General features: G+C 73.6%; 15 protein-coding genes. 8 read left to right on the top strand and 7 right to left on the bottom strand.

From position 1 onward, the window contains the following. Nucleotides 1-127 precede the first annotated feature (127 nt). From HUT06_RS26430 to boxB, 3 genes are all read left to right on the top strand, one after another. On the top strand, nt 128-1,732 hold the full coding sequence (locus HUT06_RS26430; protein WP_176198177.1) for a benzoate-CoA ligase family protein: 1,605 nt from the start codon (nt 128-130) through the stop codon (nt 1,730-1,732). 126 nt (nt 1,733-1,858) lie between these two features. Continuing rightward, nucleotides 1,859-3,502: a 2,3-epoxybenzoyl-CoA dihydrolase gene (gene boxC / locus HUT06_RS26425; protein WP_176198176.1), complete on the top strand. Its 1,644-nt coding sequence runs from the start codon at nt 1,859-1,861 to the stop codon at nt 3,500-3,502. A 3-nt stretch (nt 3,503-3,505) separates the two neighbouring features. Then, nucleotides 3,506-4,933: a benzoyl-CoA 2,3-epoxidase subunit BoxB gene (gene boxB, locus HUT06_RS26420; protein ID WP_176198175.1), complete on the top strand. Its 1,428-nt coding sequence runs from the start codon at nt 3,506-3,508 to the stop codon at nt 4,931-4,933. Here boxB and HUT06_RS26415 read toward each other — a convergent pair. Continuing rightward, the gene (locus tag HUT06_RS26415; protein WP_176198174.1) at nt 4,930-6,072 is read right to left on the bottom strand and encodes an acyl-CoA dehydrogenase family protein; all 1,143 of its coding nucleotides are present in this window, start codon (nt 6,070-6,072) and stop codon (nt 4,930-4,932) included. The genes boxB and HUT06_RS26415 overlap by 4 nt on opposite strands. An 85-nt stretch (nt 6,073-6,157) precedes the next feature. On the opposite strand from HUT06_RS26415, the gene HUT06_RS26410 reads away from it, so the two are divergent. Beyond that, the gene (locus tag HUT06_RS26410; RefSeq protein WP_176198173.1) at nt 6,158-6,748 is read left to right on the top strand and encodes a TetR/AcrR family transcriptional regulator; all 591 of its coding nucleotides are present in this window, start codon (nt 6,158-6,160) and stop codon (nt 6,746-6,748) included. A gap of 9 nt (nt 6,749-6,757) precedes the next feature. Here the strand turns inward: HUT06_RS26410 and HUT06_RS26405 are convergent, their stop codons facing one another. From HUT06_RS26405 to HUT06_RS26390, 4 genes are read right to left on the bottom strand one after another with little or no spacing between them, the layout of a single operon-like run. Further along, on the bottom strand, nt 6,758-7,300 hold the full coding sequence (locus HUT06_RS26405; protein ID WP_254715800.1) for an ATP/GTP-binding protein: 543 nt from the start codon (nt 7,298-7,300) through the stop codon (nt 6,758-6,760). Between the two features lie 40 nt (nt 7,301-7,340). Further along, a complete protein-coding gene (locus HUT06_RS26400; RefSeq protein ID WP_138635379.1) occupies nt 7,341-7,718 on the bottom strand; it encodes a DUF742 domain-containing protein in 378 nt (125 codons plus the stop codon). A 6-nt stretch (nt 7,719-7,724) separates the two neighbouring features. Then, a complete protein-coding gene (locus HUT06_RS26395; protein ID WP_138635378.1) occupies nt 7,725-8,162 on the bottom strand; it encodes a roadblock/LC7 domain-containing protein in 438 nt (145 codons plus the stop codon). Beyond that, the gene (locus HUT06_RS26390; RefSeq protein WP_176198171.1) at nt 8,159-10,723 is read right to left on the bottom strand and encodes a nitrate- and nitrite sensing domain-containing protein; all 2,565 of its coding nucleotides are present in this window, start codon (nt 10,721-10,723) and stop codon (nt 8,159-8,161) included. The genes HUT06_RS26395 and HUT06_RS26390 overlap by 4 nt, the downstream gene beginning before the upstream one ends. A 442-nt stretch (nt 10,724-11,165) precedes the next feature. On the opposite strand from HUT06_RS26390, the gene HUT06_RS26385 reads away from it, so the two are divergent. Continuing rightward, nucleotides 11,166-12,686, top strand: coding sequence for a M20/M25/M40 family metallo-hydrolase (locus HUT06_RS26385; RefSeq protein WP_176198170.1), 1,521 nt, complete (start codon nt 11,166-11,168; stop codon nt 12,684-12,686). Nucleotides 12,687-12,752: 66 nt separating this feature from the next. Here the strand turns inward: HUT06_RS26385 and HUT06_RS26380 are convergent, their stop codons facing one another. Next, nucleotides 12,753-13,580 (bottom strand): LLM class F420-dependent oxidoreductase, encoded by an 828-nt coding sequence (locus tag HUT06_RS26380; RefSeq protein ID WP_176198169.1) that lies wholly within the window; start codon nt 13,578-13,580, stop codon nt 12,753-12,755. 61 nt (nt 13,581-13,641) lie between these two features. Between HUT06_RS26380 and polA the strand changes: the two genes are divergently transcribed. Beyond that, the gene (polA, locus tag HUT06_RS26375) at nt 13,642-16,275 is read left to right on the top strand and encodes a DNA polymerase I (RefSeq protein ID WP_176198168.1); all 2,634 of its coding nucleotides are present in this window, start codon (nt 13,642-13,644) and stop codon (nt 16,273-16,275) included. On the opposite strand, the gene HUT06_RS26370 is transcribed toward polA, so the two are convergent. Then, nucleotides 16,272-17,339, bottom strand: a complete 1,068-nt coding sequence (locus HUT06_RS26370) for a maleylacetate reductase (RefSeq protein ID WP_176198167.1) — start codon at nt 17,337-17,339, stop codon at nt 16,272-16,274. The genes polA and HUT06_RS26370 overlap by 4 nt on opposite strands. 73 nt (nt 17,340-17,412) lie before the next feature. On the opposite strand from HUT06_RS26370, the gene HUT06_RS26365 reads away from it, so the two are divergent. Both HUT06_RS26365 and HUT06_RS26360 read left to right on the top strand, forming a co-directional pair. Next, nucleotides 17,413-17,910 carry an inorganic diphosphatase gene (locus HUT06_RS26365; protein ID WP_176198166.1) on the top strand — a complete coding sequence of 166 codons (498 nt, stop codon included), beginning with the start codon at nt 17,413-17,415 and terminating at the stop codon, nt 17,908-17,910. Nucleotides 17,911-17,953: 43 nt separating this feature from the next. Beyond that, complete coding sequence (locus HUT06_RS26360) at nt 17,954-19,498, top strand: FAD-dependent monooxygenase (protein WP_254715391.1); 1,545 nt, start codon at nt 17,954-17,956, stop codon at nt 19,496-19,498. Nucleotides 19,499-19,583 lie beyond the last annotated feature (85 nt).

Genomic DNA, 19,583 nt, shown 5'->3' with positions numbered 1-19,583 from the left:
TATCGCGCGCCTCGCGCGCGGTCCGCGCGCGATCCGCACGGCCCGAGCTTCATTCCACAAGTCTATTGACTGGCGTTTCATCCATGTAGAGCATAAGTGCCACGGTTCCCGGCGACTGGAGACCCAGATGACCGCTGAAACGGCGACCGCACCGGCCGCGTCCGACACCTTCAACGCCTGCGACTACCTCCTCCGGGCGGCCGGCCGTACGGACACCGCCGGCCGTACGGCGCTCACCGGGCCCGCCGGCGATCTCAGCTACGCGGAGCTGGCGGAGCTCGCCGGGCACATCGCCGCCGGGCTGGCGGGCCGGGGGCTGCGCGGCGAGGAGCGCGTGGTGCTGTTCATGGCCGACGGGCCGCTGATGGCCGCCGCGGTCCTGGGCGCGATGCGGCTCGGCGCCGTCCCCGTCCCGGTGTCGACGATGCTGACGGGCGGCGAGCTGGCCGCGCTGCTCAACGACGCGCGGGCCAGGGTGCTGCTGGTCAGCGACCGGTTCGCGGTGGCGGCGGAGGCTGCGCTGGCGCGGGTGCCGGGCGTCCGGCACGTGGCGGTGGAGGGCGGCGGTCCGCTCCAGGCGCCGCCCGGCGTGCGGGTGACCCCCTTCGACGACCTGGTCCGGGACGGGCGCGAGCGCGGCGACGAGCCGTCCGGCTCCTACACGACCTCTGACGACTCCAGCGCGCTGTGGCTCTACACGTCCGGGACGACCGGCAAGCCGAAGGGCGCGATGCACCGGCATGCCAACATCCGGCACGTCGTGGAGACCTACGGCCGCCAGGTCCTCGGCATCACGCCCGAGGACCGCTGCTACTCGGTCGCCAAGCTGTTCTTCGCCTACGGGATCGGCAACTCGCTGTTCTTCCCGCTCGCCGTCGGCGCGACCGCGGTCCTGGACCCAGACCGGCCGACGCCCGCGTCCGTCGCCGAGCGGCTGGCCGAGTACCGTCCGACGCTGTTCTTCGCCGTCCCGACCTTCTACGCGGCGATCCTGAACGCGGACGTGCCGGTGGATGCGTTCGCGTCCGTGCGGCTGGCGGTGTCGGCGGGCGAGCCGCTGCCCGCCGAGCTGTGCCGCCGCTTCACCGCCCGGTACGGCGTGGAGATCATCGACGGGATCGGCTCGACGGAGTGCCTGCACATCTTCCTGTCGAACCGCCCGGGGCGGGTGCGGCCGGGCACGACGGGCACCGCCGTCCCCGGGTACGAGTTGCGGGTCGTGGACGACACCGGGGCCGACGTGCGTCCGGGCACGCCCGGCTCGCTGCTGGTGAAGGGCGAGTCGATCGCGACGGGCTACTGGTGCCGCACGGACACCACCCGCAAGGTGTTCCAGGGCGAGTGGCTGCGCACCGGCGACACCTACGTGGTGGACGAGGACGGCTACTACACCTGCCTCGGCCGCACCGGCGACATGCTCAAGGCCGGCGGCATCTGGGTGTCGCCCGCCGAGGTCGAGGCGCGGCTGCTGGAGCACCCGGCGGTGGCGATGGCCGCCGTCGTGGGGCTGCCGGACGCCGACGGCCTGGACAAGCCGGTCGCCGCGGTCGTCCTCAAGGGGGGCGCCGCCGCCGAGCCGGCGGAGCTGATCGAGTTCTGCCGGGCCGGGCTCGCCTCGTTCAAGCGCCCCCGCGAGGTACTGGTCGTGGACAAGCTCCCGACCACCCCCACCGGCAAGCTCCGCCGCTTCGCCGTCCGCGACCTGGCCGCCACCCTGCTGGCCGCCGACTGACCCCTCGGCCGCACCACGTCCCGGAGTGAGGGCGGGCCTGTCGCGTCCGTCCATATGCTACAAACTCTTGACGTGCTGACCGTGTTCTGTGGAACATAGAGGGACGGACAGAGCGGAGGAGCGCGCATGCACGTCGAGTTCCGGACGGACCCGGCCCGCTACCGGCACTGGCGCCTGGACGTCGACGGGCCGGTCGCCACGCTCACGATGGCGGTGGACGAGCGGGGCGGCCTGGTCCCCGGCTACGAGCTGAAGCTCAACTCCTACGACCTCGGCGTGGACATCGAGCTGTACGACGCCGTGCAGCGGCTCCGGTTCGAGCACCCCGGCGTCCGCACGGTGGTCATCACCAGCGGCAAGGAGAAGGTCTTCTGCGCGGGCGCCAACATCCGGATGCTGGCCGCGTCGCCGCACTCCTGGAAGGTGAACTTCTGCAAGTTCACCAACGAGACCCGCAACGGGATCGAGGACGCGACCGAGCACTCCGGCCAGACCTACCTCGCGGCGCTCAACGGCACCGCGTCCGGCGGCGGCTACGAGCTGGCCCTCGCCTGCGAGCACATCATGCTGGTGGACGACCGGTCCTCGGCGGTGTCGCTGCCGGAGCTGCCGCTGCTCGGCGTCCTGCCCGGCACCGGCGGCCTGACCCGGGTGGCGGACAAGCGGCACGTCCGCCGCGACCGGGCCGACTACTTCTCCACCAAGGCCGAGGGCCTCGGCGGCAAGAAGGCGGTGGCGTGGCGGCTGGTGGACGAGGCAGTACCGCGCACGGCGTGGGACGCGACGGTCGCCGAGCGCGCGCGGGAGCTGGCGGCGCGCTCGTCCCGCCCCGCCGATGCCGAGGGCGTCGCGCTGGCGCCGCTCGCCAAGGAGCGCACCGCGACCTCGATCGCCTACCGGCACGTGTCGGCGGCGCTCGACCGCGACGCGGGCACCGCCGAGATCACCATCGCCGGCCCGGAGGCGCCCCCGGACGGCGGCTTCCACCGGGCGGACTTCTGGACGCTCGCGATGACCCGCGAGCTGGACGACCTGATCCTCGACCTGCGCACCAACGAACTCGAACTCGGCACCTGGGTGCTCCGCACGACCGGCGCCGCCGAGCACGTCCTGGCACACGACCGGCTGCTGCTCGACAACGCCGGCGACTGGCTCGCCAACGAGACCGTCCTCTACCTCAAGCGGACCCTGAAGCGCCTCGACGTCACCAGCCGCAGCCTCATCGCTCTGGTCGAGCCGGGATCGTGCTTCGCGGGCTCGCTGCTGGAGGTCGCGCTCGCCGCCGACCGCACCTACCACCTCGACGGCGTCTTCGAGGACGTCGACCCGGACGCAGACCCGGCCGCGGTCACCGTGGCCGCGATGAACCTCGGCCCGCTGCCGATGGCCAACGGCCTCACCCGGCTGGAGACCCGGCTCCTCGGCGACGGCGCGACCCTCGCCGCCGTCCGCGACGCGGCGGGCAAGCCGCTGGAGGCCGCCGACGCCGAGCGCCTCGGCCTGGCCACCTTCGCGCCCGACGACCTCGACTGGGACGAGGAGGTCCGCATCGCGATCGAGGAGCGGGCCGGCTTCAGCCCGGACGCGCTGACCGGGCTGGAGGCCAACTACCGCTTCGCCGGCCCGGAGACCCTGGAGACCAAGATCTTCGGGCGGCTCACCGCCTGGCAGAACTGGATCTTCACCCGTCCGAACGCCTCCGGCCCCGACGGCGCGCTGCGCCGCTACGGCACCGGCCGGCGCGCCGACTTCGACCGAAAGCGAGTCTGACCCATGGCGACGAACACGGCGAGCGCGGCCGACTACGGCGAGAAGATCCCCAACAACGTCGGCCTGCGCGAGGACCGGCGGCTGCAGCGGGCCCTGGAGTCGTGGCAGCCCGACTTCCTGAACTGGTGGGAGTCGATGGGCCCGGCCCTGCCCACCCAGGACGTCTACCTGCGGACCGCCGTCAACGTCGGCCGCGAGGGCTGGGCGCACTTCGGGCACGTCGCCATGGAGGACTACCGCTGGGGCATCTTCCTCGCCGAGCGGGACGGCGACCGGCGCATCGGCTTCGGCGCGCACAAGGGCGAACCCGCCTGGCAGAAGGTCCCCGGCGAGTACCGCGCGGACCTGCAGCGCCTCATCGTCATCCAGGGCGACACCGAGCCCGCGTCCGTGGAGCAGCAGCGCAACCTCGGGGCGACCGCGCCGAGCCTGTACGACCTGCGCAACCTGTTCCAGGTGAACGTCGAGGAGGGCCGCCACCTGTGGGCGATGGTCTACCTCCTGCACGCCCACTTCGGACGCGAGGGCCGCGAGGAGGCCGAGGAGCTGCTGCACCGCAACTCCGGCAGCGAGGAGTCGCCGCGCATCCTCGGCGCCTTCAACGAGGAGACGCCCGACTGGCTGTCGTTCTTCATGTTCACCTACTTCACCGACCGGGACGGCAAGTTCCAGCTCGGCACGCTGAAGGAGTCGGGCTTCGACCCGCTGTCGCGGACCTGCGAGTTCATGCTCAAGGAAGAGGCCCACCACATGATGGTCGGCACCACGGGCATCGACCGCGTCGTGGAGCGGACCGTCCAGCTGATGAAGGAGCACGACACCGACGACGTCACCGCGCACGGCGCGATCTCGCTCGACGTCGTCCAGAAGTACCTGAACTTCCACTACTCGGTCTCGCTCGACCTGTTCGGCTCCGAGACGTCCAGCAACGTCGCCAACTACTACACCGCCGGGCTCAAGGGCCGCTGGATGGAGGGCCGCCGCAAGGACGACCACCGCCTCACCGACGACGCCGCCCTGGTGGACGCCCTGGTGGACGGCGCCGTCGGGCAGACCGAGGTCGCCGCCCTCACCGGCCTGAACACCGACCTGCGCCGCGAGTACATCGCCGACTGCCAGAGCGGCGTCAACCGGTGGAACCGCATCCTGGCCGACGCGGGCCTCCCGCAGCGCCTCTACCTGCCGAGCGTCGCGTTCAACCGGAAGGTCGGCGCGTTCGCCGGCATCGAGGCCGCCCCGGACGGCGAGGTGATCCCGGCCGGGGAGTGGGAGCGGCGCAAGGACGCCTGGCTGCCGACGGAGGTCGACAAGACCCACGTCCGCTCGCTGATGCGCCCCGTCCACGAGCGCGGCAAGATCGCCGCCTGGATCGCCCCGCCCCGCAACGGCATCAACGGCAAGCCCTTCGAGTACGAGTACGTCCGCCTCTAGCGGGCGAGGTGGCGGGAGATGACCAGGCGCTGGATCTGGTTGGTGCCCTCGAAGATCTGCATGACCTTGGCCTCGCGCATGTAGCGCTCCACCGGGAAGTCGCGGGTGTAGCCGGCGCCGCCGAGGACCTGGACGGCGTCGGTCGTCACCTTCATCGCGTTGTCGGTGGCGACCAGCTTGGCGATGGACGCCTCGCGGCCGTAGGGCAGGCCGGCGTCCTTGAGGCGGGCGGCGGACAGGTAGGTGGCGCGGGCCGACTCGACGGCGGCGGCCATGTCGGCGAGGACGAACGCCAGGCCCTGGTGGTCGATGATCGCCTTGCCGAACGCCTCGCGCTCCTTGGCGTAGCCGACGGCGGTGTCGAGGGCGCCCTGGGACAGGCCCGTGGCGACGGCGGCGATGCCGAGGCGGCCCGCGTCGAGGCCGGCGAGGGCGATGGACAGGCCCTGGCCCTCGTGGCCGATCAGGTTCGCGGCCGGGACGCGGGCGTCCACCAGCCGGACGGTCGCCGTGGTGGAGCCCATCAGGCCCATCTTGTCCTCGGGCTCGTCGAACTCCAGGCCGGGGGTGCCGGCGGGGACGTGGAAGCAGGAGATGCCGCGGGAGCCGGTGTCGGCGGTGCGGGCCATGACCGTGTAGAAGTCGGCCTTGCCGCCGTGGGTCGTCCACGCCTTGGCGCCGTTGAGGACGTAGGAGTCGCCGTCCCGGACGGCCTTCGCGCGCATCGCGGCGGGGTCGGAGCCGGCGTGCGCCTCGGAGAGGCAGTACGCGCCGAGCCGCTCCCCGGACAGCATGCCGGGCAGCCACTCCGCGCGCTGCTCGTCGGTGCCGTAGGCGAACAGGGGGAAGCAGGACAGGGCGTGGACGCTGACGCCGACGCCGACGCTCGCCCACACCGCGCCGATCTCCTCCAGGACCTGGAGGTAGACCTCGTACGGCTGGGCGCCGCCGCCGAACTCCTCCGGGTAGGGGAGCGTGAGGAGCCCGGCCCGGCCCAGCGTCGCGAACACCTCGCGGGGGAACGTCCCGGTGCGCTCGGCCTCGGCGGCGTGCGGGGCCAGCTCCTTGGCCGCGATCTCGCGGGTCAGCGCGATCAGGTCCGCGGACTCGGGGTTCGGCAGGTGCCGGGTGGCGGGCATGGGCGACTCCTTTCGGCCGCTCCACAGTACCAAGGCCGGTACCAGCGAACCCGTTTCGGTACCGGCCTTTGGTACCGTCTCCCGCATGGACGAGCGGGTCACCCGGGCGGCGCGGCGGCGGGAGGCGCTGATCGGGCGGCTCATGGACGTCTTCCTCGACCGCGGGTTCGCCGAGCTGAGCGTCGCCGACCTCGCCGCGCTGCTGCGCTGCTCCAAGAGCACGCTGTACGCGGTCGCGGCCAGCCGGGAGCAGATCATCGCGGCCGTCGTGCGCGCGTTCTTCCGGCGGGCGACCGAGCGGGTGGAGGCCGCGCTCGACCCGGCCGCCGATCCGCGCGAGCGGGCCGGCGCCTACCTGCGGGCGATCTCGCGGGAGCTGGCCCCGGCGTCGCCCGCGTTCTTCGCCGACCTGGACGCGTTCGCGCCCGCGCGGGAGATCTACAAGCAGAACACCGGGTTCGCGGTCCGCCGGGTGCGGGGGCTCGTCCGAGAGGCCGACGGCCGGATGCCCGGCGCCGACGCGGCGTTCGTCGGCGCCGTCGCGGGCCAGGTGATGGAGTCCATCCACCGCGGCGAGATCAAGGCGCAGACCGGCCTGGACGACTCCGCCGCCTACGCCGCGCTGGCGTCGCTGATCGTCGCCCGCATGCGGCCGTCCGAGGCCGTCTCCGGCTAGCGCCGGCGGTCAGCGCTGCGCCGCCTGGAGCGCGTGCTCCACCAGGGCGACCAGCACGCCGCGGGCCACCTCGCGGCTCCGCACGTCGCACATCAGCACGGGCACCTCCGGGTCGACGTCGAGGGCGTCGCGGATCTCCTCGACCCCGTAGCGGCGGGCGCCGTCGAACTGGTTCGCGGCGACCACGAACGGGATCTCCCGCTGCTCGAAGAAGTCGATGGAGGCGAAGCTCGACGACAGCCGGCGGGTGTCGACCAGCACGATCGCGCCGACGGCGCCGTAGGCGATCTGGTCCCACATGAACCAGAACCGCTCCTGGCCGGGCGTCCCGAACAGGTACAGCCGGACGCCGCCGGAGAAGGTGAGCCGGCCGAAGTCCATCGCGACGGTCGTGGTGGTCTTGCCCTCGACGCCGCCGAGGTCGTCCACCCCGATCGAGGCGTCGGTGAGGGTCTCCTCGGTGCGCAGCGGCCGGATCTCGCTCACCGCGCCGACCAGCGTCGTCTTGCCGACGCCGAAGCCCCCGGCCACCAGCACCTTCAGCGTGTGCATGGGGACGTCGTCGCCCGTCGCGTACGGCGTCGCGGACGGGTCAGAGGCGGCGAAGTTCATCGAGCACTCTCATCAGGATGCGGGGGTCGGGGCGTTCGGACGGTTCCGCCGCCTGCGGGACCTCCTCGATCAGGCCGTACTGGTGCAGGTCCTCCAGCAGGATCTGCACGACCCGGAACGGAAGGTCGGTCTCCGAGGCCAGGTCGGCCGGCGTCGACGGCCGCCGGCACAGCTCCAGCAGCCGCCGCTGCTCGCGGGACAGCCACACCCGGTCGCCCGGGGTGCGGCCCGTCGCGACCAGGATCGTCACCAGGTCGACGACGAGCCCGCGGGGGCGGGTGCGCCCGCGGGTCACCGCGTACGGCCGGACGACCGGGCCGGCGTCCCGGCCGATCCAGCGCTCTCTCGGCGTCTCCACGGTCGCTCAGCCCGACGCACCCGGCCGTACCGACGCGTCCTCGGCCTCGGCGCGCGGCGACGCCGACAGCGCCCGCCGCACCCGCTTGATCAGCATCGTGGTCTCGTAGGCGACGAGCCCGGCGTTGCCGCCCGCGTCGCTGAGCACCGCCAGGCAGCTGCCGTTCCCGGCCGGCATGACGAAGAACAGCCGGTCGTCCAGCTCCACCACGGTCTGCCGCACCTGCTTGGCCTGGAAGTGCTCGCGGGCGCCGTTGGCCAGGCTGTGGAAGCCCGACGACAGCGCCGCGAGGAACTCGGCGTCCTTGCGGGTGACGTCGCCCGAGGCGCCCATGACCAGCCCGTCGCGGGACAGCAGCACGGCCTGGCGGACCTCGCCGACCCGTTGCACCAGATCCTCCAGCAGCCAGTCGAGCTCGCCGGTGGCATGGCCCTGCCGAGTCATGATTCCCCCCATTCATCGCGTGGTTCCAGATCGCCCGGTTCGTCGTCGGCGATCCTGCCGCGCAGCCATCCCGACTGTAGCGAGGCCATCAGATCGCGGCTGAGCTCCGGACTCGGCTCCTCGAAGTCCTCATCCGCCGGGGCGGCCGCCTTCGGCCGCCCGTTCGGCGGGCGTTTGCGCAGCTGAGGAGCGAGGTTGCGCTGCCGGACGCGGCGCGGGAGCCGCCCGGTGACCTCGCTGTCCTCGACCGCCGCCGGTTCCGGATCCTCCTCCCGCGGCCGGGACCGGCCATCGGCCTGCCCGGGTGGGTCGAAGGACACCGGCGAATCGGCGGAGGGCCCCTCGTGGGAGCCCTGCGCGTCATAGGAGTCCTGCGCGTCGTACGAGACCTGCGCCTCGTAGGAGACCCGCACGTCGTAGGGGGCCGGCGCGCCGGCGGCGGGCGGCGGCGCGAACTCCGGCGGCGTCTCGAAGGAGACCTGCGTGTTGAAGGCGACCGGGGCGGGCGGCCCGTCCGGGGGCGCCGTGCGCGCCGGCGGGACCGCCGGGCCGGGCAGCGCGCGGCGGACCGGGCGGCCGAGCCGCGGCGCCCCCGCGCCGACCGGCTGCGCCGCCGCGGCGGTCCCCTCGCCGATCGGCTGCCACTGCTCGTCCAGCACCACCAGGGCGTGCGGGACGAGGACGATCGCGGTCGTGCCCCCGTACGCCGACGGCTGCAGCGAGACCCGGATGTCGTGCCGGGCGGCGAGCCGCGCGACGACGAACAGGCCGAGCCGCTCGGTGTCGACGAGGTCGAACTCGACGGCGCTGGCGAGCCGCTGGTTGAGCGCGTCCAGCTCCTCGGGGGCGAGGCCGATGCCGCGGTCGACGACCTCCACCGCGAGCCCGTTGGCGACGGTCTCGACCTTGACGGTGACCTCGGTGGTCGGCGGGGAGTAGGCGGTGGCGTTCTCGATCAGCTCGGCGAGCAGGTGGATGACGTCGGCGACGACGTCCCCGCTGACCGCGGCCGACGACGCGCCGGTCACCTCGATGCGGGTGTAGTCCTCGACCTCGGCGATCGCGGCCCGCACCACGTCCTCGGCGGCGACGGGGTGGTCCCAGGCGCGCACGGTGGGCGACCCGGACAGGATGACCAGGCCCTCGGCGTGCCGCCGCATGCGGGTGGTGAGGTGGTCGAGGCGGAACAGGTCGTCCAGCTCCTCGGGGCTGGAGGCGCGCCGCTCCATCTGGTCCAGCAGCCGCAGCTGCCGGTGCAGCAGCGACTGGCTGCGCCACGACAGGTTCACGAAGACCCGGTTGATGCTGGCGCGCAGCTCCGCCTCGCCGATCGCGGTCCTGATCGCCTGCCGCTGGACGGTCTCGAACGCCTCGCTGACCAGCGCGACCTCGCGGGTCCTCCCGGAGGCCGGGCGGGGCGTCTCGGCGTCCAGGTCCACCCGGTCGCCGCGCCGCAGCCGCGCCACGACGCGGGGCAGCCGCTCGTTCGCCAGCTCCTGCGCCGACCGCTGCAGCCGCCGCAGCTCGTCGGCGTGCCGCCGGGCGAACAGCAGCGACAGCACGATGGACGCGATCACGGCGAGCAGCCCGACGCCGCCCGCGAGGTAGACCCGCAGCATGATCCGGTCGCCGGCGGGCTCGACCTCGTCGTGCTGGAGCTGCTGGCCGGCCTTGTAGGTGGTGCCGAGCCACAGCTGCCCGGCCGCCCTGACGGTGGCCTGCCACCGCTGCGGGGCCGGGGCGCGGCCCTGCTTGACGATGGCGGTCTCCAGCGCGACGAAGTCGCCGTAGGCGGGGGAGTTCACCAGCCCGCTCATGGTCTTGGCGACCGACCCGCTGAGCCCGGACTGCCCGAGCTCGATCAGCTCGGCGCGGGCGCCCGCCCACTCCGAGAACGCGGCCCGGCCGCCGGCCTTCAGCCGGCCGCCGCCGAGGCCGGTCAGCAGCAGGTCCTCGCGCAGCATGAAGTCGCGCGCCCAGTACATGTAGAGGACGCCGTTGGTCTGCTGGTAGACGTCGACGTCGTCGATGGTGACGAGCGTGGTGAGCAGCCGGACGGTCTTGTCGAAGGCGTCGCTGTAGGCGTTGATGGCCTCCAGCGCCGTGACGTTCTGCGCGGTGATCTGCGACCGGATGCTGGCGAGCTGGTCGAACTGGTTGCCGACGTCGCGGGTGCGCTGGATGCCGCCCTCGGCCATGTGCTCGGTCGCCGCGGGCGAGAGCCCGAGCTTGCGGAACAGGGCCACCGCGCGCTCGGTCTTGGCGACCGCGGCCTGGAACTTGCGCTCGCTGGCCGCGGACGGCGCCGCCAGCGCGGTGACCGCGGCGGCGCGCTCCTCCTGCACCGCCTGCATGGCGAGGTTCGCGGGCTGGCCGACCCGGTCGTGGTTGTCGGCGTACTGGTTGCGCAGGAGCGCGTCGTTCAGCGCCGGGACGGCCGAGTACGTCCACAGGGCCACCAGCGACACCAGCGGGATCGCCAGGAGCAGGACGATCCGCCGCCCGATCGGGCGCGTGCGCGGGCGCCCGTGGGATCTGGGCTCCTGTTCGGGACTCGACAACGGCCCACTCCTGATCGTCGGCGGCCACCTTCAAGGGTGACGAAGCATACTCACGCCGATTTGTCCGGGGCCAGGGGTCTCACCTGCTGGAACACAAATCCGGGGAAGTACGGAGCGGGGTGCGGGGGCGAATCGGCGGGCGGTGCGCGCCACTGCCCCCGCCGCGCCGGTTTTCCCGCTGTTCATGCAGGTCAGCGCGTTCTGATTGGCGCCATTCCGGGCCGGGCCCGCGGAATGCATTCCGGTTCCGCCGGTGGTGATCGACACGAGCCGTGCAGGCGGCCGGGACGGACGGTGATGGGCGAACCGGAAGTCGATCTTGTAAAACGAGAGAAGAAAGAGGCCAATATTGGCCGTTTTGATGCAGAGTCGTGTCTTGTTGCAGGAATTGACGCGTGTCAGGCTTCGGGTTGCTTCGTCCCCCCACAAACGGAGACCTGGTATGCGCAGAGCCGCGCTCGCAACCCTCACCGGGCTGTCGCTCGCAGCCGCCACCCTGGCCGCGGTGCCGACAGCGCAGGCCGCCGGACCGGCCCACTCGAAACTGGCCCGGCTGGTCACGCTGAAGAACGTCCGCCACCACCAGCTGAACCTGCAGAAGATCGCGGACGCCAACGGCGGCAACCGGGCCGCCGGGCTGCCCGGCAACACGATCACCATCAAGTACCTGGCCGACCAGCTCAAGCGGGCCGGCTACAGCCCCGTCGTGCAGAAGTTCGCCTTCGACTTCTGGCAGCAGACCGCCGAGCCGGTCTTCGCCGAGACGGCCCCCGAGCAGAAGACGTTCGCGCCGGACACCGACTACGCGACCCTCCAGTACTCCGGGACCGGCGACGTCACCGCCGCCGCGGCCCCCGTCGACAGCGGGGCCACCGGGCTCGGCAGCGGCTGCGAGGCCGACGACTTCGCCGGCTTCCCGGCGGGCGCCATCGCGCTGATCCAGCGCGGCGGCTGCTTCTTCTCGGTCAAGGCCGACAACGCCGTCGCGGCGGGCGCGTCCGCCGTGGTCATCTACCAGCTCCCCGACCAGCCCGGACCCGTCGCGGGCACGCTGACCAAGCCGTACGGCGTCCCGGTGGTCGGCCCGACCAACGCGGTCGGCAAGGCGCTCGTCGACCAGGCGAACAACGGCGGCGTGACGCTGCGCGTGAAGACGCAGACGCTCAACGAGAAGCGCGAGACCGCCAACGTCATCGCCGACACCGAGCGCGGAAGGCCCGGCAACATCGTGGTCGTCGGCGCCCACAACGACAGCGTCACCGAGGGCCCCGGCATCAACGACGACGGCTCCGGCACCGCGACGCTGCTGGAGATGGCCAAGCAGATCAACAAGCTCGGCTCCAAGCTCCGCAACAAGGTGCGCTTCGCGTTCTGGGGCGCCGAGGAGGAGGGCCTGCTCGGCTCGCAGTACTACGTCGACAACCTCCCGCAGGCCGAGCGCGACAAGGTCGCGCTGATGCTCGACTTCGACATGCTCGCCTCGCCCAACTACGTGAACTTCGTGTACGACGGCGACGACAGCGCCGGCGAGAACAACGTCGAGCCGCCCGCCGGGTCCGGCGCGATCGAGAAGGCGTTCACCGACTACTTCGCGGGCCGGGGCCTCGCCACCGACCCGACGCCCTTCAACGGGCGGTCGGACTACAACGCGTTCATCACCGCGGGCATCCCCGCCGGCGGCGTCTTCACCGGTGCCGAGGGCATCAAGACGCCCGCGCAGGCGGCGGTCTACGGCGGCACCGCCGGGGTGGCCTACGACCCCTGCTACCACGCGGCCTGCGACCGCTACGACAACGTGAACCTCAAGGGCTTCGACCAGATGATCGACGCCACGGCCGCGGTGACGCAGCTGTTCGCGCACAGCACGCTCACGGTCAACGGCAACGAACTGGCCAGGCGCGCCCCGGCCAAGGCGGCCAAGCGCACCGTGCCGGACGAGATCGGCATCTACGCGACCCGGTAGTCCGGTAGTTCCGCCTCGGTGAGGGGCGCGCCCCGCTGCGGGCGCGCCCCTCTTCCGTCCGTCTGCTCAGCCGAGCGCTTCGGCTACCGCGCGCAGCGCCGGACGCGGGTCGCCGTCGCCCAGCACCTGCACGGCCACCTGGTCGGCGCCCGCGTCCAAGTGCTCCCGCACCCGCGCGGCCAGCGCCGCCGCGTCGCCCTGCGCGACCAGCGCGTCGATGAGCGCGTCGCTGCCGCCGCCGGCCACGTCGGCGTCGGTGAAGCCGAGCCGCTTGAAGTTGCCGACGTAGTTGCGCAGCCCCAGGTACATCTTCGCGGCCTCCCGGGCCGTCGCGCGGGCGCGCCCGGCGTCGGTGTCGAGCACCACCTTCTGCTCGGGGACGAGGAGCGGCCCGGCGCCGAGCGTCTCGCGCGCCTCCCGGGTGTGCTCGGGCGTGGTGAAGTACGGGTGCGCGCCCGCGGTGCGCTCCGCCGCCAGCCGCAGCACCTTCGGCCCGAGCGCGGCCAGCACCCGCCCGCCGGCCGGGACGCCGGCCGCGTCGAGGTCGTCCAGGTAGCGGACGATCGTCTCGTACGGGCTGCGGTACTCCTGCGTCGCCTCCGGGTGGCCGATGCCGACGCCCAGCAGGAACCGGCCGCCGTGCGCCTCGTTCAGCCGGTGGTAGGACGCGGCGACCTCCGCGGCCGGCGTGGCCCACATGTTCACGATGCCGGTCGCGATCACGATCCGGTCGGTGCCGGCCAGCAGCCGTTCGGCGATCTCCAGGTCGCCGCGCGGCGACCCGCCGATCCAGACGGCGCCGTAGCCGAGGTCCTCGACGTCCTTGGCCAGCTCCGGGTCCAGCGCGCTCCACGGCCGCCAGATCCCGAGCCGGCCCAGTTCGATCTTGTCCATGTCGCCCCCAACACTCGCCCCGGCCGTTTCATGCCCCCTTCCCCGGTGCCAGGATGTGAACATGACCGACCGGCCGCGCCTGCTGCTCCTGGACGGCCACTCGCTGGCCTACCGGGCCTTCTACGCGCTGCCGGTGGAGAACTTCACCACCACGGCCGGGCAGCCCACCAACGTCGTGTACGGGTTCGCGAACATGCTGGCGAACGTGCTGCGGGACGAGCGCCCGACGCACGCGGCCGTCGCGTTCGACGTGGGCCGGCGGACGTTCCGCGCCGAGGCGTTCCCTGAGTACAAGGCGACCCGGACGCGGTCGCCGGCGGAGTTCGGCGCCCAGCTGCCCGTCCTGGACCGGCTGCTCGCCGCGATGAGCGTCCCGGTGCTGCGGGCGCCCGGCTACGAGGCCGACGACGTGATCGCGACGCTCACCGCGGCGGCGGTGGCCGACGGCATGGCCGTGCTGATCGTCACCGGCGACCGCGACGCGCTCCAGCTCGTCGGCGACGACGTCACCGTCCTGTACTTCTACCGGACGGCCGCCGAGATGGTCCGGTACACGCCGGAGGCCGTGCGGGAGAAGTACGGGCTGACCCCCGCGCAGTATCCGGACTTCGCGGCGCTGCGCGGCGACCCGTCCGACAACCTGCCGAGCATCCCCGGCATCGGGGAGAAGACGGCCGCGAAGTGGGTCCGCGAGTTCGGCACCCTCGACGCGCTGCTGGAGCGGGCGGGCGAGGTGAAGGGCAAGGCGGGGGAGCGGCTGCGCGGCGCGCTCGACGCGGTGCGGCTGAACCGGCGGCTCACCGAGCTCGTCCGCGACGTGGACCTGCCGGTCGCGCCCGCCGACCTGCGGCGCCGCCCCTACGACCTGTCCGCGTTCACCGCGCTGCTGGACGAGCTGGAGTTCCGCAACGCCAGCCTCCGGCAGCGCCTGTTCGCCGCCGACCCGGGCGGGGGCCGTCCCGCCGGGACGGCGCGGCCCGAGCCGGTGAAGGGCCGCGAGCTGGGCCCGGACGAGCTGGCGGGCTGGCTCCGCGCCCACGGCACCGGCCTGACGGGACTGGCCGCCGACTGGACGTGGGCGCGCGGCACCGGCGACATCGCGCGGATCGCGCTGGCGACCGGCGACGACCGCGCGGCGGCGTTCGAGCCGTCCGCGCTCACCGGGGCCGATGAGCGCGCCTTCGCGGAGTGGCTCGCCGATCCGTCCCGCCCCAAGGCGCTGCACGACGTCAAGGCGCTGCTGCGCGTGTTCGGTGAGCGCGGCTGGCGCCTCGGCGGCGTCGCCACCGACACGGCGATGGCCGCCTACCTGCTGCTCCCCGGCCTGGCCGCCTACGGGATCGCCGACCTCGCGGGCCGCCACCTCGGCCGCCGCCCGCCCGCCGAGGGGGCCGCCGGGCTGATGCTCAGCGCGCGCGCCGTCCTCGACCTGGCCGGGAAGTTCGCCGCCGACCTCGCCTCCACCGGCATGGACGCGGTCCTCCGCGACGTCGAGCTGCCGCTGTCGGACCTGCTCGCCCGCGCCGAACGCGCCGGGATCCACGTGGACGCCGCCCTCCTGGACGAGCTGGAGCGCCACTTCGCCGCCGGCATGGAGCGCGCCGCCGACGAGGCCGCGGAGATCGCCGGGCACCGCTTCAACCCCGGTTCGACCAAGCAGCTCCAGGAGGTGCTGTTCGGCGAGCTGGACCTGCCCCGCACCAAGAAGATCAAATCCGGCCACTCCACCGACGTGGACGCGCTGACCTGGCTCGCCGCCCAGACCGACAACGGGCTGCCGCAGGTGCTGCTGCGCCACCGCGACCAGGCGCGGCTGCGCGCGACCGTCGCCGGGCTGATCCGGGAGACCGGCGCGGACGGCCGGATCCACACCACCTTCCAGCAGACCGTCGCCGCCACCGGCCGCCTCACCTCGACCGAGCCGAACCTCCAGGTCATCCCCGTCCGCACCGAGGAGGGGCGGCGCATCCGGCGGGCGTTCCTGCCCGGCCCCGGCTACGAGTCGCTGCTGACGGCCGACTACGGCCAGCTCGAACTGCGCGTCATGGCGCACCTGTCGCAGGACCCGACGCTGCTGGCCGCGTTCGCCTCCGGCGAGGACCTGCACGCGACGATGGCGGCGCAGGTCTTCCAGGTAGCGCCCGCCGCCGTCACCGCCGACATGCGCCGCAAGATCAAGGCGATGTCGTACGGGCTCGCGTACGGGCTGTCGGCGTTCGGGCTGGCCAAGCAGCTCGGCATCCCGCAGGCGGAGGCGCGCCCGCTGATGGACGCCTACTTCGACCGGCTCGGCGGCGTCCGCGACTACCTCGACCACGTCGTCGCCGAGGCCCGCGCCACCGGCTACACCCGGACCGTCCTCGGCCGCCGCCGCTACCTGCCGCACCTGACCAGCGACAACCGGCAGCGCCGCGAGACCGCCGAGCGGATGGCGCTGAACGCGCCGGTCCAGGGCTCGGCCGCCGACATCGTCAAGATCGCCATGCTGCGGGTGGACGAGGCGCTCACCGCGGCCGGGCTGCGCAGCCGGCTGCTGCTCCAGGTGCACGACGAGATCGTCCTGGAGGTGGCGCCGGGGGAGCGGGACGCGGTGGAGGCGGTCGTCCGCGACCGCATGACGACCGCCTACCCGCTCACGGTCGGCCTGGAGGTCGCCATCGGCGCCGGCGCCGACTGGAACGCCGCGGCCCACTAGGCGCCGGGCGGGCGCCCCTCCCAGGCGTTCCCGAGCAGGACCCGAAGGCCCGCCTCCTCCACCGGGCGCGGGTTCGCGAAGCCCCCGGCGGCGGCCCGCGCGACCACGTCGTCCAGGCGGGCGGGGTCGGCGCCGAGGTCCTTGAGCGAGCGCGGCAGGCCCAACGAACCGGACAGCTCCCACAGTGCGCGGGCGGGGTCGTCCCGTCCGAGCGCCCGGCGCAGCGCGTGCACGGCGTCCGGCGCGGCCGGGGCGTTGTAGGCGAGGGCGTGCGGCAGCAGGACGGTGTGGGTCTCGGCGTGCGGCAGGTCCAGCGACCCGCCGAGGATGTGGCACAGCTTGTGGTGCAGGCCCATCGTCGTCGCACCGAGGCAGGTGCCGCACAGCCACGCCCCGTACAGGGCGCGGGTGCGCGCGGGCAGGCCGCCGGGCGACCGCACGACCTCCGGGAGCGCGTCCGCCAGTACCCGGACGGCCTCCTCCGCCATCAGCGACACCACCGGCGACGCGTCGGGGGAGTACAGCGCCTCGACGGCGTGCGCCATCGCGTTCATCGCCGACGCCGCCGAGACGGCGGGCGGCAGGCCCAGCGTCAGGGACGGGTCGTAGAGGACCGTCCGGGCCAGGACGCGCTCGTCGCGCCCGGTGCGTTTGACGCCGTCCTCCGTCATGCCCCACACCGGCGTCATCTCCGAGCCGGAGTACGTCGTCGGGACGGCCACGATCGGCAGCCCCGTCTCCTTCGCGACCGCCTTGGCCAGCCCGACCGCCGACCCGCCGCCGAACGCGACGAGGCCGTCCGCGCCCGCCGCCGCGGCGGCCCGGCACGCCTCCGCCGCCACCTGCGCCGGGACGTGCATCACCGCTCCGGCGTGCACGCCGGCCAGCCGGTCCCCGAGGGCCGCCGCGGCGCGCTCGGCGTCCCCCCGCCGCCCCGGCGTCGCCAGCACCAGCACCCGGGACAGGCCCAGCGCGGCCGCCTCGGCGGGCAGGCCGGCCAGCACGCCCGCGCCGAAGACGACCCGCACGGGCAGCGGCCGGTAGGTGAAGCGGAGCGCGTCCATGCCCCGACTCTACGGGCGCGGATCGTCCCGCCGGCGCCCCGGATGGGGTAGGGATGGGACGGGGGAGGTACGCATGGAGATCGAAATGGTCGTCGAGATCCCCGGGGGATCGCGCAACAAGTACGAGATGGACCACCGGCTGGGCCGCATCCGCCTCGACCGGATGCTGTTCACCGCGACCCGGTACCCGCACGACTACGGCTACATCCCGGACACCTGCGCGGAGGACGGCGACCCGCTGGACGCGATGGTGCTGCTGGAGGAGCCCACGTTCCCCGGCTGCCAGATCACCGTCCGCAGCGTCGGCGTGTTCTGGATGCACGACGAGAAGGGGGCCGACGCCAAGGTCCTCACCGTCCCGTCGCGGGACGTCCGCTACGAGGAGATCCGCGACCTGCGCGACGTGCACGAGCACATCCTCGACGAGATCGCGCACTTCTTCGACATCTACAAGAGCCTGGAGCCGGGCAAGAGCGCCGACGTGCGCGGCTGGCAGGACCGGCAGGTCGCCGACCGGACGATCGTCGAGGCCGCCGAACGCGCGCGGGCGACGAGCGGCCCGACGGCCTGACCGGGCCTTTACGGCGGGGAGGGGGCGGCGCACCATGGCGGGCGTGGGCTCCGTCGCGGAACCGGTCGTGGTCGCCGGCGCCGGGCCGGTCGGCCTGGTCACGGCGCTGCTGCTGGCCCGGCACGGGGTGCCGGCCGTGGTGCTGGAGGCCGCCGCGCGGCGCGACCCGGCCGGGTCGCGGGCCATCTGCTTCCAGCGGGACGTCCTGGACGTCCTCGACCGGGCCGGCTGCGCCGAGCGGATGATCGCCCGCGGCGTGACCTGGACGACCGGCCGCACCTACCACCGGGGCGACGAGCTGTTCGCCGTCACCTTCCCCGGTGCCGGGAGCGGCGAGGTCCCGCCGTGGATCAACATCTCGCAGGCCGAGGTGGAGGCGTACCTGCGCGACCTCGCCGGCGCCGAGCCGCTGGTCGAGGTCCGGTACGGGCACCGGGTCCGCGCCGTGCGCCAAGGCGAGGGCGGCGTCGAGGTCGAGGCCGGCGGCGCCACGGTGCGCGGGACGCACCTGGTCGGCGCGGACGGCGGGCACGGCGCGGTCCGGGAGCTGCTCGGCATCGGCTTCCCCGGCCGCACGTTCGCCGACAAGTTCCTCATCTGCGACATCCGGGCCGAGCTGCCGTTCCCGAGCGAGCGGCGGTTCTTCTTCGACCCGGAGTGGAACCCGGGGCGGCAGGTCCTCGTCCACCAGTGCCCGGACGGGACGTGGCGCATCGACTGGCAGGTGCCCGCCGACCACGACCTGGACGCCGAGCGGGCCTCCGGCGCGCTCGACGCCCGCATCCGGAAGATCGCCGGGGACGTCCCGTACGAGATCGTGTGGGCCACCGTGTACCGGTTCCACGAGCGGTGCGCCGAGGCGTTCGCGTCGGCGCGCGCGTTCCTGGCGGGCGACGCCGCCCACCTGTACGCGCCGTTCGGGGCGCGCGGGCTGAACTCCGGCGTCCAGGACGCGGAGAACCTCGCCTGGAAGCTCGCGTTCGTCCGGCACGGCTGGGCGCCGCCGGAGCTGCTGCGCAGCTACGACCTCGAACGCCGCGCCGCCGCGCTGGAGAACCTGCGCGTCACCACCCGGACGATGGAGTTCCTCGTGCCGCAGACGCCGGCGCAGCGGGCGCACCGCCTGGACTCGCTGGAGCGGGCCCGGACCCATCCCGACCCCCGCGCGATCATCGACTCCGGCCGGCTCGCCGAGCCGTACTGGTACCTGGACTCGCCGCTCACCACCCCGGCCGGGCCGCTGGACGGCTTCCCATCCGAGCCGGGCGCGGTCCGCCCGCCGGTGCCGGGAGTGCTCTGCCCCGACGGCCCGTGCACCGTCGCGGGCGAGCGCACCCGTCTGCGCCGCCTCTTCGGCACCCGGTTCGTGATCCTGGGCGCCACCGCCGTGGAGGCGCCCGGCGGCATCCCGTGCGACAGCTACGCGCTGGACGACATCGATACAGAAGGGGCACTCCGGGCGGCCCTGCGGGCGGGCCCGGACACGGTCCACGTCGTCCGCCCGGACGGGCACCTCGCCGCGGTCCTGCCGGGCCGCGACTCCGGCGCCGTGGCCGCCGCCGTGCGCCGCGCCTGCGGACGGCCGTGACCGACGTCACCCGTGCCCGTCACGGCGGCCGTGTACCGTCTGTCCTTCCGGGGCGGACGCGCCCCGGGGACCGGAGGTGAGACCG

The organism is Actinomadura sp. NAK00032, from assembly GCF_013364275.1.
In the GTDB taxonomy this organism is placed as follows: domain Bacteria; phylum Actinomycetota; class Actinomycetes; order Streptosporangiales; family Streptosporangiaceae; genus Spirillospora.
The sequence above is the reverse complement of the archived record's forward strand: the minus strand, read 5'-3'. Positions and strand labels throughout refer to the sequence as shown.

What these genes read in the sequence shown, in the direction of transcription:
- HUT06_RS26430 (WP_176198177.1), top strand. Translation starts at nt 128, where the DNA reads ATGACCGCTGAAACGGCGACCGCACCGGCCGCGTCCGACACCTTCAAC.
- boxC (WP_176198176.1), top strand. Translation starts at nt 1,859, where the DNA reads ATGCACGTCGAGTTCCGGACGGACCCGGCCCGCTACCGGCACTGGCGC.
- boxB (WP_176198175.1), top strand. Translation starts at nt 3,506, where the DNA reads ATGGCGACGAACACGGCGAGCGCGGCCGACTACGGCGAGAAGATCCCC.
- HUT06_RS26415 (WP_176198174.1), bottom strand. Translation starts at nt 6,072, where the DNA reads ATGCCCGCCACCCGGCACCTGCCGAACCCCGAGTCCGCGGACCTGATC.
- HUT06_RS26410 (WP_176198173.1), top strand. Translation starts at nt 6,158, where the DNA reads ATGGACGAGCGGGTCACCCGGGCGGCGCGGCGGCGGGAGGCGCTGATC.
- HUT06_RS26405 (WP_254715800.1), bottom strand. Translation starts at nt 7,300, where the DNA reads ATGCACACGCTGAAGGTGCTGGTGGCCGGGGGCTTCGGCGTCGGCAAG.
- HUT06_RS26395 (WP_138635378.1), bottom strand. Translation starts at nt 8,162, where the DNA reads ATGACTCGGCAGGGCCATGCCACCGGCGAGCTCGACTGGCTGCTGGAG.
- HUT06_RS26385 (WP_176198170.1), top strand. Translation starts at nt 11,166, where the DNA reads ATGCGCAGAGCCGCGCTCGCAACCCTCACCGGGCTGTCGCTCGCAGCC.
- HUT06_RS26380 (WP_176198169.1), bottom strand. Translation starts at nt 13,580, where the DNA reads ATGGACAAGATCGAACTGGGCCGGCTCGGGATCTGGCGGCCGTGGAGC.
- polA (WP_176198168.1), top strand. Translation starts at nt 13,642, where the DNA reads ATGACCGACCGGCCGCGCCTGCTGCTCCTGGACGGCCACTCGCTGGCC.
- HUT06_RS26370 (WP_176198167.1), bottom strand. Translation starts at nt 17,339, where the DNA reads ATGGACGCGCTCCGCTTCACCTACCGGCCGCTGCCCGTGCGGGTCGTC.
- HUT06_RS26365 (WP_176198166.1), top strand. Translation starts at nt 17,413, where the DNA reads ATGGAGATCGAAATGGTCGTCGAGATCCCCGGGGGATCGCGCAACAAG.